General features: G+C 33.2%; 14 protein-coding genes. 3 read left to right on the forward strand and 11 right to left on the reverse strand.

Annotated features, from left to right (window positions below):
- Window positions 1–407: 407 nt before the first annotated feature.
- The 4 genes from ACUTSE_RS07885 to ACUTSE_RS07900 form a co-directional block, all read right to left on the reverse strand.
- Window positions 408–1211 carry a hypothetical protein gene (locus ACUTSE_RS07885; RefSeq protein WP_445639809.1) on the reverse strand — a complete coding sequence of 268 codons (804 nt, stop codon included), beginning with the start codon at window positions 1209–1211 and terminating at the stop codon, window positions 408–410.
- A gap of 476 nt (window positions 1212–1687) precedes the next feature.
- Complete coding sequence (locus ACUTSE_RS07890) at window positions 1688–2200, reverse strand: adenine phosphoribosyltransferase (protein ID WP_259189275.1); 513 nt, start codon at window positions 2198–2200, stop codon at window positions 1688–1690.
- Between the two features lie 15 nt (window positions 2201–2215).
- A complete protein-coding gene (locus ACUTSE_RS07895; RefSeq protein ID WP_445639810.1) occupies window positions 2216–3259 on the reverse strand; it encodes a glycosyltransferase family 9 protein in 1044 nt (347 codons plus the stop codon).
- 178 nt (window positions 3260–3437) lie between these two features.
- Window positions 3438–4043, reverse strand: a complete 606-nt coding sequence (locus ACUTSE_RS07900; protein ID WP_259189217.1) for a DUF4254 domain-containing protein — start codon at window positions 4041–4043, stop codon at window positions 3438–3440.
- A 59-nt stretch (window positions 4044–4102) separates the two neighbouring features.
- Here ACUTSE_RS07900 and upp point away from each other — a divergent pair, with 59 nt between their 5' ends.
- Window positions 4103–4756 (forward strand): uracil phosphoribosyltransferase, encoded by a 654-nt coding sequence (gene upp / locus ACUTSE_RS07905; RefSeq protein WP_002988433.1) that lies wholly within the window; start codon window positions 4103–4105, stop codon window positions 4754–4756.
- Here upp and ACUTSE_RS07910 read toward each other — a convergent pair.
- Window positions 4751–5689 carry a DUF6427 family protein gene (locus tag ACUTSE_RS07910; RefSeq protein WP_445639811.1) on the reverse strand — a complete coding sequence of 313 codons (939 nt, stop codon included), beginning with the start codon at window positions 5687–5689 and terminating at the stop codon, window positions 4751–4753. The two genes, upp and ACUTSE_RS07910, sit on opposite strands and share 6 nt — an antisense overlap.
- A gap of 108 nt (window positions 5690–5797) precedes the next feature.
- Here ACUTSE_RS07910 and ACUTSE_RS07915 point away from each other — a divergent pair, with 108 nt between their 5' ends.
- Window positions 5798–6028, forward strand: coding sequence for a DUF6341 family protein (locus ACUTSE_RS07915; protein WP_060874404.1), 231 nt, complete (start codon window positions 5798–5800; stop codon window positions 6026–6028).
- A 9-nt stretch (window positions 6029–6037) separates the two neighbouring features.
- On the opposite strand, the gene purD is transcribed toward ACUTSE_RS07915, so the two are convergent.
- The 3 genes from purD to ACUTSE_RS07930 all read right to left on the reverse strand — a co-directional run bounded on the left by purD (window position 6038) and on the right by ACUTSE_RS07930 (window position 9740).
- Window positions 6038–7309: a phosphoribosylamine--glycine ligase gene (gene purD, locus ACUTSE_RS07920; RefSeq protein WP_445639812.1), complete on the reverse strand. Its 1272-nt coding sequence runs from the start codon at window positions 7307–7309 to the stop codon at window positions 6038–6040.
- Window positions 7310–7407: 98 nt separating this feature from the next.
- Entirely contained in the window at window positions 7408–8757 is a 1350-nt protein-coding gene (locus tag ACUTSE_RS07925; protein WP_445639813.1) for an exopolysaccharide biosynthesis polyprenyl glycosylphosphotransferase, read from the reverse strand.
- Window positions 8757–9740, reverse strand: a complete 984-nt coding sequence (locus ACUTSE_RS07930; protein ID WP_353100035.1) for a UDP-glucuronic acid decarboxylase family protein — start codon at window positions 9738–9740, stop codon at window positions 8757–8759. Before ACUTSE_RS07930 ends, ACUTSE_RS07925 begins: the two co-directional genes overlap by 1 nt.
- Before the next feature lie 118 nt (window positions 9741–9858).
- On the opposite strand from ACUTSE_RS07930, the gene ACUTSE_RS07935 reads away from it, so the two are divergent.
- The gene (locus ACUTSE_RS07935; RefSeq protein ID WP_445639814.1) at window positions 9859–10932 is read left to right on the forward strand and encodes a glycosyltransferase; all 1074 of its coding nucleotides are present in this window, start codon (window positions 9859–9861) and stop codon (window positions 10930–10932) included.
- Here the strand turns inward: ACUTSE_RS07935 and ACUTSE_RS07940 are convergent.
- Genes ACUTSE_RS07940 through ACUTSE_RS07950 form a run of 3 tightly spaced genes read right to left on the reverse strand, consistent with a single transcriptional unit; the run spans window position 10929 to window position 13894 of the window.
- Complete coding sequence (locus ACUTSE_RS07940; protein ID WP_445639815.1) at window positions 10929–12155, reverse strand: O-antigen ligase family protein; 1227 nt, start codon at window positions 12153–12155, stop codon at window positions 10929–10931. The genes ACUTSE_RS07935 and ACUTSE_RS07940 overlap by 4 nt on opposite strands.
- Before the next feature lie 40 nt (window positions 12156–12195).
- Window positions 12196–12999, reverse strand: a complete 804-nt coding sequence (locus tag ACUTSE_RS07945) for a glycosyltransferase family 2 protein (protein ID WP_445639816.1) — start codon at window positions 12997–12999, stop codon at window positions 12196–12198.
- The gene (locus tag ACUTSE_RS07950; RefSeq protein ID WP_445639817.1) at window positions 12992–13894 is read right to left on the reverse strand and encodes an O-antigen ligase family protein; all 903 of its coding nucleotides are present in this window, start codon (window positions 13892–13894) and stop codon (window positions 12992–12994) included. Before ACUTSE_RS07950 ends, ACUTSE_RS07945 begins: the two co-directional genes overlap by 8 nt.
- Window positions 13895–13963 lie beyond the last annotated feature (69 nt).

Below are 13963 nucleotides of genomic sequence, written 5' to 3' on the forward strand. Positions count from 1 at the left end.
AACAAAGCCAAAAACAGAACCTGCTAAAACGCATGAATCTCTCTTTCAATCTCGTTGAAATACATTAAAATTTGATAGATTTATTGGTTTGGGAGACCTTGCGATTCCCAAAGAAAAAGAAAGCTTAAAAAATTAAGCCCGTGACCGCGATGACCGCGAAGTAGATAACAAGAAAACAGCAGCAGTAGCAGAAGCTATGCTGTTCATTTTAAAAGTAGTATGTAATACTGTTTTCTTCATTTCTTGTGTATACCCTTATGGGTTGATACAAAGTTTTCTAATAATTAATTTAATATGCAAGCATTTTATAAAAAAATAACATTTAAAAAAACAACCAGCTATAAATCAAATCATTACAAAACAAAAAAAGGCATATCATATCGTAATATAATCAGCCTTTAACAAAGTTATTCTCCTTTTATCCGGATTTTTTTATAGCTAAAAACATAAAAATGCACATAGATAATACCTTTTGTTTCATAACGTATTTCATGATGTGTTTTATCTAGTAATAGCCCAGGATAAGAGTTAGTCGTCTCCCACATTTGATCATTAAACTTGAATGCACTCCATTTATTTTTGGTATTCACCCAAGGACTTAGTACAGCACCATATTCAAAATTCGCATATAACAAATCCATCTTTCTACTTATAGAGAATGATGCATCTTCAAAAAATGAATGATCTGTATTCACTACAACTAAATAATCATACTCATTATAGACTAATTGGAAAGAAACAATCTGGCCTTTTTCTTTATTCTTAATTGTCGATACTAAATTATTCTGAAAATTATACTCATACTCTTGTGTAGTATCTTCTATTAGATCCTGAAATTTAACTAGTAATCCTGTACTATAATTATAATCAAATACACGATGAATAATCATCTTATTTGTGTTTTTTTCATGACCTACAATTTTAATAATATTGCCCTGATGATCATGTTGGTACTGGATATTAATATTGGTTTTATACAGGATTCCTGTAGCTAAATCTTGCTCCATTTTTTTTCTTTCAACAGCTACAACATTCCCTTTATCATTATAATGTAATACATCTTCTGTTTGATATTGAAGACTCATCTTTCCATCATACAGGCGAGGAACAATACCAAAAGAGTGTTCTATTTTATCTATTACAATCCTCTCCTCTCCTTTTGCTTCATTTTGCTCCTCTGAAGAGCAACTTATACATAAGATTGCTAACACACTGCAACTTATACGATAAATAATATTCATACTTCTACATTTTTACAATTACTATGTAGCAAATAACCGTTTATCACCAATAAAAATTACAACAAAAGGTGTTTTTATTCAAGGAGAAAAGAGAAGAGTAACAAAGAAGTATTTTTAAAAAAATGAGGAAAAACAACTAAGATTAAGTTACTTATTTTAAATCTAAGAAGACTTTTTACCTCAGATATTTAAACTATATATTTCTTGCTTTGCATGAAACACCATCCACAATAAAATAAATGTATAAAATTCCCCTTATCTTATCAATAGGTTGGTATTTAAAACCTTGTTTGCGGAGTAAAAGCATTAAAATGATTATTATTTGGCCCTGGTATTTCTTTTTTTTACAAAAAAAAGGACTCTAGTTTTACTATAGTCCTTTTTCTTTTATGCAAAGTTGAATGTTACATCAACCTATTCACTTTTCTTTATATCAAGTGCTGTATTTAGTACGATAATAAACTCTTTACTTCATACCCTTTTAATTTATCACGCCCATGTAAAAAAGATAACTCCATCAAGAAATTGAGTTGTACAATTTCCCCTCCTAAACGCTCTACTAACTTACAAACTGCTTCTGCCGTTCCACCTGTTGCCAGGACATCATCATGAATTAAGACTTTTTCACCTGGTTTTATTGCATCTGCATGCATTTCAAGAATATCTGTTCCATATTCTAGCTGATATTCTTGAGCAATGGTATCAAAGGGTAGTTTTTTAGGTTTTCTAACTGGTACAAAACCAGCACCTAATTCTTTAGCCAACAAAGTAGCAAAGAAAAATCCGCGGCTCTCCATCCCCACTACACGATCTACTTTTTTATCTCCTACTAATGCTAATAATCGCTTAGTTGCTTCTTCCATTGCTTCAGGACTATTTAAAAGCGGTGTAATATCCTTAAAACCTACCCCTTCTTTTGGAAAATCCTGAATGTTTCTAATATAATCTTCAATCTTCATCATGACTAAATTCTTTTATTTCTTTTGTGCTACTTCCAACACTTTCTTACATACATCTGCTGGATCAATTGATCGCATAGCATCTTCATATCCTTCCACCTTTTTATTTCCATACACTGACGTTGGCAATAAAGGATATTGGGTACGATCTGCTGTCATACAATAATCGATAGGTTGATTAAATGGTGCAAAGCCCGCATAAGGATGTGTAGCGCCCCATAAAGTTACGACTTTTACACCTAACATGGCTGCAATATGCGCATTTCCAGAGTCCATCGAAAGCATGACATCTAAGTGCTGTATCAAGTTCATTTCCACCTCCAATTTCACTTTACCTGCCATCACAATCACATTGTCATTGTCGCGTTTTACTTGGTTTAATAAGGCTATTTCCTTTTCTCCTCCTCCAAATAAAAAGATTAAATGATTTTCTTGTTCTGCTAATTCATCTACCACGTTCTGCATCAAATCCAACGGATAAACTTTACTGTCATATTGTGCAAAAGGAGCAATACCAATCCACGTTTTGTGTTGTTCTTTACTGTAAACTTCTAATTCAGGTGCTAACGCCGCCTTTGGCGGAAAATTCGGGTGCTCTAAAGAGACCGAAAATCCTAATTGCTGAAGGGTCGCACAATGGTTTTCAACCATCGTTTGTACGGGTTTAAATATCTTATTTTCAGCACGAGTTAATGCTTTTTTAGTCGCTCTACCTTTGTCTAATGCTGCTGTTGGAACACCTGAAAACTTAAATAATGTACGAACAATTTGTGCGCGTAATACATTGTGGAAATCCGCAAAATAATCAGGTTTTAATCTTTTAATATCTTGATATAAACGAATCAAGCCCAAAAATCCTTTGTGTTTCTTCTTCACATCCACAGGAAAAAAATCCACGCGGTCAATGCCCTTAAAAAAAGGTTTGAAAAAAGGTCGTGAAACTACCGTTACACGTAAAGCAGGGTGTTGTTCGATTAACGCTCGAATTACAGGCACTGTCATCGCTACGTCTCCCATAGCGGATAATCTGAAAATGACGATGTGTTTTAAACCTTTCACTAAAATATGATTTATCTTAAACAAGAAAAGCGTGATTATCCACGCTTTAGCAAACAAAAGTAATTTTTTTTACCGATACAAAAAAATGATATTTTTTTCCGGCTCTTTTTCTATTCTAGTACTAGTTTTCTCCCATTAAAAAAGGCATATCGTATTCACCATATGCCTTTGCTGTTCTTTATTTTTTATTTTGATATAACACCGGGTTTAATTCCTCGTCGTTATACATTTTCATTTGCTTGTATACTTTCATGTATTTATCTCCAGCAGCGATATCTTGTAATAAATCGTCAATTGCCGTAGATAAATCTTGTTTTTGTTCCAACAAAACATCTAATTTTTCTTGACATTTTGCTCTGTGTTCTGCTGTAGCTTCAGGTCTTGTAGCTTCCTCACGCATGTGGTAAATCTTCAACGCTAAGATTGAATAACGGTCAATTGCCCAAGCCGGACTTTCTGAATTAATTTTAGCATTTGGTTTTACTTGTACATCTTTATACTTATTCAAAAAGTAACTATCAATATACTCTACCATATCCGTTCTCTCTTGATTGGATGCGTCAATTCTTCTTTTTAAAGCCAATGCTGCAACAGGATCAATTTGTGGATCACGAATAATATCTTCAAAATGCCACTGAACGGTATCAATCCAATTTTTTAAATACAATAAATGTTTAATATCTTCCTTTGGATAAGGATTGCTAATTGGCTGATCTACATTGTCGTATTTATGATAATCGCGAATACTCTCTTCGAATATCGGAAATGCTAATTCTGAAAACATATGAATAATTTTATTTACAAATATAGTTTTAATACTTTTATGGTACTAATTATACCGTTATGAAAATTCACTATATTTCAGAGGAGAATAGCATTTTAAATCATTTCTTAGCTCAACTTCGCGATGTTACGATTCAGAAAGACAGCATGCGCTTTCGTAAAAACATTGAACGTATTGGAGAAATAATGGCGTACGAATTGAGTAAAACGCTACCATATAAAGCTGTTGCTGTTCAAACGCCTCTAGGAATAAAACACACTACTTGTATTGAGGACAATGTTGTTCTTTGTTCAATCCTCCGTGCAGGATTAGCCTTACACACTGGTTTTATGAACTTCTTTGACGATGCTGAAAATGGATTCGTTTCTGCTTACCGTCGTCATGGAAAACATGGAGAAGCAGGTCAAATTTTGGTTGAATACCAGGCAGCACCTTCTTTTCAGGACAAGATTCTAATTTTAATTGACCCGATGTTAGCTACAGGCCAGTCGTTAGTGGCTGTTATTCAAAAATTAATGACAGAAGAACAACCGAAAGAATTGCATATTGCTGTGGTTATTGCAGCACCAGAAGGTATTGAATACCTAGAACAGCAATTACCTGCAAATGTGCATTTATGGGTAGCAACATTAGATGAGAAGCTAGATGATCACAACTACATCGTTCCCGGTTTAGGAGATGCTGGTGATTTGGCTTATGGTCAAAAACTATAAGATAAACAATTGCATCAGGTAGAAAAATAACCCAATAAAGAAAATACTGTAAACATTGGCTTCTTTTCGCCAACGTTGCGGAATACTTTCAATATAATTAGCGCCTAAAATAGCTAAAGGAAAGAAAGTAAATAGCAGTAACCCATTGGATTTTTCTGCCGAAACAACATAAATAACAGCACCTATAAGAAATGACAAAATGATTTTCTTGTAGGTGTTTTGCATATTATACGGTTTGCTTTTTATGGCTAATGCTTGAGAAACCGCATACAGCAAAGCAATAGAAACAAACACAGCTAAGGCAATATTTTGAAAAACGTTGTCAAAATACATAAAGTCAAAGCTAATTTGCACGCGTTCTGTCCACCAATCGATGAAATGTACTTCTTGGATTAATAAGTAAAGACTTAAGAAAATAGAAGCTCCTAAGAAAGATACGAGTGGAATGATCCAGTTTCTATAGTCCTTTGCTCCAAAAAAAGCAATGGCATAAAATAGAAGGATGAAATATAAAATACTCCAAAAGTGAAATAAACTAGCAAAACAAATCCACAAAGAAGCGTCTAATAACTTTTCCTTAGACTGTTTTAAAGAGTGTAACGAAAAAATACGGCGCAAAGCCAAGAGAATAAAATAACTTGCAACAATAACCCTTACATTCTCAAAAGAGGTAGGAAAAATAAACAAAAAGCTCGTAAAAATAAGCGGTACATAAGCAGAATCGTCTACCAATCTATTTCTCGAAACAATAAATTGAGATATATACATCATCAGCAATAACAGCACTAAAACACCTCCTCTTTTGATGATTTCGAATGTTGTCCATTCAATGCTAAAATCTAAACCAATAAATAAACCATAGCCTGTCACGATTAAAAGCGTAAGCATGATATAGTTAATCGGTCTAGTTTTGCTAAAAATACTTGCTAACATGTATATATTTTATATTTTTGTAGTACTATTTGTTTCTTTGGGTATTTTGTATTCTTACTAAATATTATAAAATGCAAATAATATTATCTAATTTAAAAATAAAGGACAATGACTTCATTTTTTAATGGTTTAGGATTCTTGTTTGAAAAGGTGCTTTTCATCCCAATGGATATCTTTGCAAAACTAGAACTTAAGAACTGGTGGACTGCAAACATCATTACTTGGATTTTCATCCTAATTACTTGCTACTTCTTCGTATTTTGGTTAAAAAAATTACAATTATTTAAATCAAACAACGAAGATACACAAGATACGACAGCCCACTCATTTCTAAAGTAATCAACTATCTTAAAGATCGAATCCGATATCTTTACGATAATAAATCTTATCAAAATTTAGTTTATCTATATTTTGATAAGATTTTTTTAATGCCTCATCGTAGTTATTTCCATAAGAAGTAACAGCAAGTACACGTCCTCCATTGGTCACAATTGCATCCTCTTTTAAGGCTGTTCCTGCATGGAAAACAATAGAATCTTCTACTTGTTCAATACCTGTAATTACTTTTCCTTTTTCATAATCTTCTGGATATCCTCCTGATACAAGCATAACAGTCGTTGCGCTACGTGCATCTAATTCAATAGTCATGGTATCCAATTCCTCTTTTGCGATAGCTTGGAACAAGGCTACTAAATCTGATTTCACTCTTGGCATAACAACCTCTGTTTCAGGATCCCCCATACGAACATTATATTCAATAACAAATGGATCTTCCCCTACTTTGATGATTCCTATAAAAATAAATCCTTTATAATCTAATTGATCTTTTTTGATTCCTTCTACGGTTGGAATAACAATGCGATCTTCTATTTTTTTCAAGAATTCAGCTGTTGCAAATGGCACTGGAGAAACAGCTCCCATACCTCCTGTATTCAATCCCTTATCTCCTTCACCAATACGCTTGTAGTCTTTAGCCGTTGGAAGTAATTGATATGATTTTCCGTCTGTTAATACAAAACAGCTTAATTCAATTCCCGATAAAAATTCTTCGATTACTACTTTTGAACTTGCATCACCGAATTTAGCATCCACTAACATGTTTTCTAACTCCGCTTTAGCCTCATTCAAATCTTCTAAGATTACAACTCCTTTACCAGCCGCTAAACCATCTGCTTTTAAAACATAAGGGGCCTTAAGGGTTTCTAGGAATTGTTTTCCTTCTTCTACTGTATCTTTTGTAAAACTTTGATACGCAGCAGTAGGAATTTGGTGTCGAATTAAAAATTCTTTTGCAAAATCTTTACTTCCTTCTAATTGTGCAGCCTCTTTTGAAGGACCAATTACAGGAATATGTTGAATTGCTTCATCCTGTTTAAAGAAATCTACAATTCCCTTTACTAAAGGATCTTCTGGCCCAACCACTACCATATCGATATGATGCGTTAAAACCACTTGTTTTACCGCTTCGAAATCATTGGGATTGATAGCAATATTCTGAGCAATTTGAGCTGTTCCTGCATTTCCAGGAGCTACAAATACAGCTTCACACTGTGGACTTTGCAACATCTTCCATGTAAGAGCATGTTCACGCCCACCTGAACCTAATAATAAAATTTTCATCACTTGTGTTGTTTGTTATTATGGTTCAAAAATAATTATAAAAAAATGAATAAAGAAAAAGTTCCTAAGAATAAGAAGGACAACTTTATAAAAAGCAATTAGTATGCTTTTTCTTCACCTGCAAAAACATTGTACACAGTTAAGTAAATAATCTTTAAATCCAAGAGGATAGACCAGTTTTCTAAGTAAAATAAGTCGTATTTAAAGCGATTAATAATATCCCTATCATTTTCTATTTCACCACGATAACCATGAGTTTGAGCCATTCCTGTAATCCCAGGTTTAACCAAATGTCTCAACATAAATCGGCTGACGCGCTTTGAATACATCTTGGTGTGGACAACCATATGTGGACGAGGTCCAACAATAGACATATCGCCAAAGAATACATTGATAAACTGTGGAAACTCATCCAAGCTCGATTTGCGCAAAAAAGCACCAATTTTAGTAATGCGTTGATCATTTCGCGTTGCTTGTTGTTTATCGCTATCGTCATTAATACGCATCGATCTAAACTTATAGCACCAAAATTCCTCATCGTTTAATCCTGTGCGCTTTTGTTTGAAAAAAACAGGTCCTTTAGATTCTCTTTTAATCAAGATAGCAACTAAAGGAACCAACCAAGACAAGACAAATACAATTACAAACAAAGAGAAAACGAGATCAAATAAGCGTTTAATCAACTTGTTATATGGTTTATCTAACGGAATGATTCGTCTCGGTACTACGGGGATTAAATCGTAGTATTCAATGGTTAAATTGTTATTTAAGATATCCTTTTGTGTGGGTACATAACGCACCGTTATCATGCTATTATCTGCAAATTCGAGAATCTCCAAAAAATTCTTCTCTTTCGTAAATGAAAACTGTATAAAAAGTTCATCAACTAGGTTGTTTGATAAATATTCCTTTAAATCTTCTAAGCTTTCATCCTCTAAATTATAAAAGTGATTATTAATGCGATACCCTAAGTCTGTTCGCTTTAATAGCACTGATTTTAAGTTGCTAACTTCTCGACCATTCCCCAATAACACAATATTCCTAAAGTTACCACCTAAGAATTTTCTAATGTATTTCAGCAAAAAGAAAATAGTAAACTTGATGGTACAAATAATGACGAAAATAGAAATTCCATAACCGATTAGATCTCTTATTTCTGCAAATCGATCAAAAATCCCATTGTACGAGGCAACTAATATAAACTGAAAGAAAAATTGTTTGAACACTTTCTCGGCTACACGAACCGTCTTCGTATGTCGGAAAACATCGTAATATCCACTTAATCCAGCGGCCACCAACCAACCAATTGACAGTATAATATGAAACAAATAATGCTGCTCAGTAAATGTGGAGAACCACACCTGAGCCATAACATTGATCGTAATTAAATCAATACATGCGGTTAATGGGCGTATTAAATAAGAATACCTACCTGCTTTTTTACTCATTAATAAATGTAGTTTGAAAAATCTTTATGTTCTTCTCGTTCTAAATCAGCGGCTGTAAAAGCCTTAAAATAATCTAATGTATGTTGCATGCCTTCTGCTCTACTAATCTTAGGCGTCCATCCTAAAAGTGTTTTAGCCTTGGTAATATCAGGACAACGTTGTAAAGGGTCATTTATTGGCAATTCTTTATAAATTATTTTTTGTTCACTATTGGTTAAGCGAATAATCTCTTTGGCAAAATCTAAAATCTTAATTTCATCAGGATTACCTATATTCACAGGTAAATGATAGTCTGACAACAACAGACGGTAAATTCCTTCCACTTGATCATCAACATAACAAAAAGAACGCGTTTGACTTCCGTCTCCAAAAACGGTTAAATCTTCTCCTCTTAAAGCTTGTCCTATGAATGCAGGAATTACCCTTCCATCATTGAGTCGCATACGAGGCCCATATGTATTAAAAATACGCACAATGCGAGTCTCTAATCCATGAAAAGTATGATATGCCATCGTTATTGACTCTTGAAAGCGTTTTGCTTCATCATAAACACCTCGTGGACCGATACTATTGACATTGCCATAATATTCTTCTGTTTGTGGATGAACCAAAGGATCCCCATATACTTCAGATGTTGATGCAATTAAAATACGTGCATTTTTTACACGTGCTAATCCCAATAAATTATGAGTTCCTAAAGAACCTACTTTTAGCGTTTGAATTGGAATCTTTAAGTAATCAATAGGGCTTGCTGGCGAAGCGAAATGAAGAATATAGTCTAATTGTCCAGGAACATGAACAAACTTAGTTATATCATGATGGTAGAACTCAAAATGTGCTTCTGCAAATAAGTGTTCAATATTTCTCAAATCACCCGTAATCAAATTATCCATACCAATGACATGAAATCCTTCTGCGAGGAAACGATCACATAAATGAGATCCCAAAAAACCAGCTGCTCCTGTTATTAAAATACGTTTCATTCTATTTTTATTTCCTAACAAAGTTAAAGAACTTTCTCTATTCTCAGAATTGTTAGGTATTGATTTTACAAATCTTGAATAAATAAGCTAAATTTGCTTTTATAAATTTAGATTTCGAATGAAAATTATCCATATTGTAGAATCGTTTGGCGGAGGAGTATATTCATATTTTAAAGATTTGGCTATTTTTTTTAGTCAACACTCTGATATTGAAACCTATATCATCTACAGTAATAAAAGAAAAGAAATTACACAAGATCAAATTGACCAAGATTTTCCTTCTTCTATCCACCTGATACCACTTGAAATGGAAAGGGAATTAAAACCAATACAGGATCTTCGTTCTACTTTTGCCTTAAGAAAAACAATAAAACAGCTAAGGCCTGATATTATTCATCTACATTCATCTAAAGCAGGCGTCATAGGTAGGTGGGCAAGTTCCATGCCAAATTACAAGAGAAAAGTATTTTATACGCCCCATGGTTATTCTTTTTTGCGTCAGGACATCTCACCAGTAAAGCAAAAAATATTTTACACCATTGAGAAATTAACTCAACTGATCTTTGGCGGAACAACCATTGCTTGTGGAGATACAGAATACAAGCTAGCACAGCGAATAGGTACTTCTCTTTTAGTTCGAAATGGAATTGATTTAACGCATTTAAACCAACATTATATAGCGAACAAAAATACTTCTAATCAATTAACGATTGGAACAATTGGGCGAATCTCCTACCAAAAAAATCCTAAACTATTTAATGAAGTTGCTTTACTATTTCCACAACACCAATTCCTATGGATTGGAGATGGAGAACTTCGCGATCAACTCACTGCGCCAAATATCACAATATCAGGATGGTTTACCAATAATACAGCTGTGTTTCCTTATTTAAATCAACTAGACATTTATATGCAAACTTCGCTTTGGGAGGGTCTTCCTATTGCTGTACTGGAGGCAATGGCGTTTAGAAAACCTATTTTAGCGACTGATGTTATTGGCAATAATGATATTGTTGAGACAAATCTCAATGGTTTTTTGTTTACTCAAGCTACTGATTTGTGCCCAATTCTAAAACAGTTGGAAAATCCCGAATATAGGATTGCTTTAGGTGAAAAAGCATTTTCAAATTGCCAAGAGAAATTCAATAAGGACAAAAATTTCAACGAATTACTTGCAATCTATCGATCCTAAGGGAGTGATTCTATTTTCTTATTTTCATTGTAGATAAACAAGATTAGAGTTAATACAAATCCGAATAAATACACCCCTAGTTGTCTATTAAATAAATTCTCTACAAAGCAAAAATTGAACAAAGACAACAACATCGCCATAGGAATAAAATAGCGTTTCACTTTTACGGCTAATACACCAAATAAAAGAAGTAAAAGACTAATACCTCCAATACCTGTTAGTACGTAATATTCAAGAAATTGATTATGTGTATTAAACAATGCCTCTAAAAAATAATCCCGCATGGGATTGTCCTTCGTTTTATCTTCATAACAATCTGCTAATTGACGATCTATTATCTCTACTTTTCCCAATCCATAAAGTGGGTGAAATGACGATTCTTGCGTAAAAGACCAGGCACATTTCCAAATTAAAACACGAGGTTCTTTCTTCTCTAATCGAGAAGCTAAATGGTCTAGAGAGGTAAATGAGTCCATTTCAAAACGCTCTTTCAATGTTGAAGTATAAGTAAACAATACAAAAACAGAAATTCCTACAATTAGTAAACCGAGCATTTTTTTCCATCCATTTGCTTTCATATAAAACACAAAATACAAGAGTGTTAAAAGAAACAAAGAAACAACCTGTATTCTATTGCCAATAAACACTAGATAGGTAAAGAAAAACACAATTAAAAATAAATAACATACCTTATATTTCTTTTGTACTTGAGAAAGATAAAGACTAATGAGTATACCGATATTCAGCATAAACCCTAAATAAGGACGAGCTACCACCAACATAATATCGATATGACCTCCACTATTAATCGTAAAATAATCCGTTGTTAAATAATAGGTTAAGATATTATACCCCCCCTTAAATATCAATAAAACTAGACAAATTAAATAAATATAGAGTATTTTTAGCATGTCTTCAACCCAAAGCAAAATAATAGCCGAACCTAATAAAAGAGGTAAAAGACCAAATCGTTTTTCGTGTAAGTCTTGAAAAAATGCCCCGTGAATAAGCTGAAAACTAATCAATGCTAGCAAAACAACATAGATTTTCTTATTCCCATTCAGATGATAGTAAACTTGTGCTTTATTGTATTTAAAAGTACACAAGAAAAACACTAAAACACCAACCAAAGCTAGGTTTACAATTTTAAAACCAAACACTAGAAAAACGATATAAGCAACTAGGAATATATTCCCTATAACCATTCTTATTTTTTCATTCATGCTCACCTATTTTGAGGTATTACTTCACAAAAACCGTGCCTTATTTCTTTAAATTATATAACGTAGAAAGCAAAAATCTTCGTAAGAATTTTAAATTTGAAAAAGTGCAGAAAAAAATATATTCTGAAAAATTGAGCAATTTTTTATGATACAAATATCTAAAATTAGACAATTCTCCTTTTTGCATTTTATAGATATTCCCTGATAAACCCGAATCTCCAAAATCTCTCTTATTGGAAATACTGCATGATAAATTTTCACTAATACAAACGCCATACCCACCTAGGCTTAGTACATCAAAAAAGAAACGGTAATCTTCTGAGTGTTTTTGATGCACATTAAAACGAACCTCTCCTAACTGTTTTTTTTGAACCATCGAAGAGGAAGTCAAAAAATAGTTTTTAAAACCTAGTTTAATAAAGTTAATCTTCACAACATGGTCAAGTGATAAAACAGGTTCAAACGTTCCCTTTTCTCCGCCAATAACTAAGGCATCAGGATACATATGGAGCACTTCAACTTGTTTCAATAGTTTATCCTTATGCCATACATCATCTGAATCAAGAAAAGCAATCCAATTTCCTGTTGAAAAATTAATCCCTTCATTTCGCGCAACGGAGGGCCCTTGATTGGTTTGTGTTAGTACTGTTATTTTTGTCTGCTCACTCTGATAATAATCTTTTATTTCATATAATCGATTCAAGGTTTGATCACTTGATCCATCATTAATCAAAATTACCTCATAGGCTGGATAGCTTTGAATAAAAACACTTTCAACACACACTTGGATAGTATCATTACAATTATAACAAGGAATTACTACGGATATACTTATCTTACTCATGTTCCAATTTATTTGTTATCAATATTAATAAAAAAGCATAGCTAATCCAGAAGCTGTACAACATATAGTCATCATTTTGTCCCCAATTGACAAGTAACCCAACCAAAGTTATAAGCAACGTTTGAGCAAAGATACGATAGGTACCAACAGTACTTAGCACTAAGGAATAGTTTTCTTTGACACAAGTCCATAAAAACCAAATAAACAACAAAAAACCGATTAGTCCAGTTTCTGCCAATAACTTTGTATATAGATTAAAAGCAGGTGGATACATACGATCTGCTTCATTCAAATACATTTCTGTAAATTCATAGTTATCCCTTATTGCCCATGCTGGATAATACTTCATTTTACTATACGTTTCTTGGCCAAGTCCTACACCATAAATAGGTGAATCACAAAAGACTTCTAGCGAGGCCACTTGCATTCCGATTCTACTCTTATTAGAAATACTAGTCCCTACCAATTGTTCTACACTTGTTTGTTTGATACGATCTATTAATGTATTTCCTTTAATCGCCACAAACAACAAGAGTAAAACCCCTACTACCTGCATAACAAAAACTATATTTTTCTTTACAAAGATACGACAGGGCTTAAAGAGCAATAAAATAACGATTATTTGAGGTAGAATAGAGATTAAAGCAGATCGTGCTCCACTGAAATAAACCAAGAACAACACCATTGCAAAGGGAAGAAAACGCCATTTACTTTGATGAGTTAAGATGTAGCTAAACATCCATCCATGAACAAAAATGAGATAGGTCCCCAAAGCAGGAACCTCATAGGAAACTGAATTCAATCTCATCGAACTATAAAACAAATGTCCACGGACAAAAGGCAAATAATCCAATAGATAAAACAAAGGCTCTAATTGAAATAAGTGAAACCTCAAAATTAACATTTGAAGAATTCCATAGCCAAATACAAAGAGAAATGACCAAAATATTACTTTTCTCGTTAC

This window comes from Myroides sp. TSA_177.3, from assembly GCF_052691955.1.

What these genes read in the sequence shown, in the direction of transcription:
- ACUTSE_RS07890 (WP_259189275.1), bottom strand. Translation starts at nt 2,200, where the DNA reads ATGAAGATTGAAGATTATATTAGAAACATTCAGGATTTTCCAAAAGAA.
- ACUTSE_RS07900 (WP_259189217.1), bottom strand. Translation starts at nt 4,043, where the DNA reads ATGTTTTCAGAATTAGCATTTCCGATATTCGAAGAGAGTATTCGCGAT.
- upp (WP_002988433.1), top strand. Translation starts at nt 4,103, where the DNA reads ATGAAAATTCACTATATTTCAGAGGAGAATAGCATTTTAAATCATTTC.
- ACUTSE_RS07910 (WP_445639811.1), bottom strand. Translation starts at nt 5,689, where the DNA reads ATGTTAGCAAGTATTTTTAGCAAAACTAGACCGATTAACTATATCATG.
- ACUTSE_RS07915 (WP_060874404.1), top strand. Translation starts at nt 5,798, where the DNA reads ATGACTTCATTTTTTAATGGTTTAGGATTCTTGTTTGAAAAGGTGCTT.
- purD (WP_445639812.1), bottom strand. Translation starts at nt 7,309, where the DNA reads ATGAAAATTTTATTATTAGGTTCAGGTGGGCGTGAACATGCTCTTACA.
- ACUTSE_RS07925 (WP_445639813.1), bottom strand. Translation starts at nt 8,757, where the DNA reads ATGAGTAAAAAAGCAGGTAGGTATTCTTATTTAATACGCCCATTAACC.
- ACUTSE_RS07930 (WP_353100035.1), bottom strand. Translation starts at nt 9,740, where the DNA reads ATGAAACGTATTTTAATAACAGGAGCAGCTGGTTTTTTGGGATCTCAT.
- ACUTSE_RS07935 (WP_445639814.1), top strand. Translation starts at nt 9,859, where the DNA reads ATGAAAATTATCCATATTGTAGAATCGTTTGGCGGAGGAGTATATTCA.
- ACUTSE_RS07940 (WP_445639815.1), bottom strand. Translation starts at nt 12,155, where the DNA reads ATGAATGAAAAAATAAGAATGGTTATAGGGAATATATTCCTAGTTGCT.
- ACUTSE_RS07945 (WP_445639816.1), bottom strand. Translation starts at nt 12,999, where the DNA reads ATGAGTAAGATAAGTATATCCGTAGTAATTCCTTGTTATAATTGTAAT.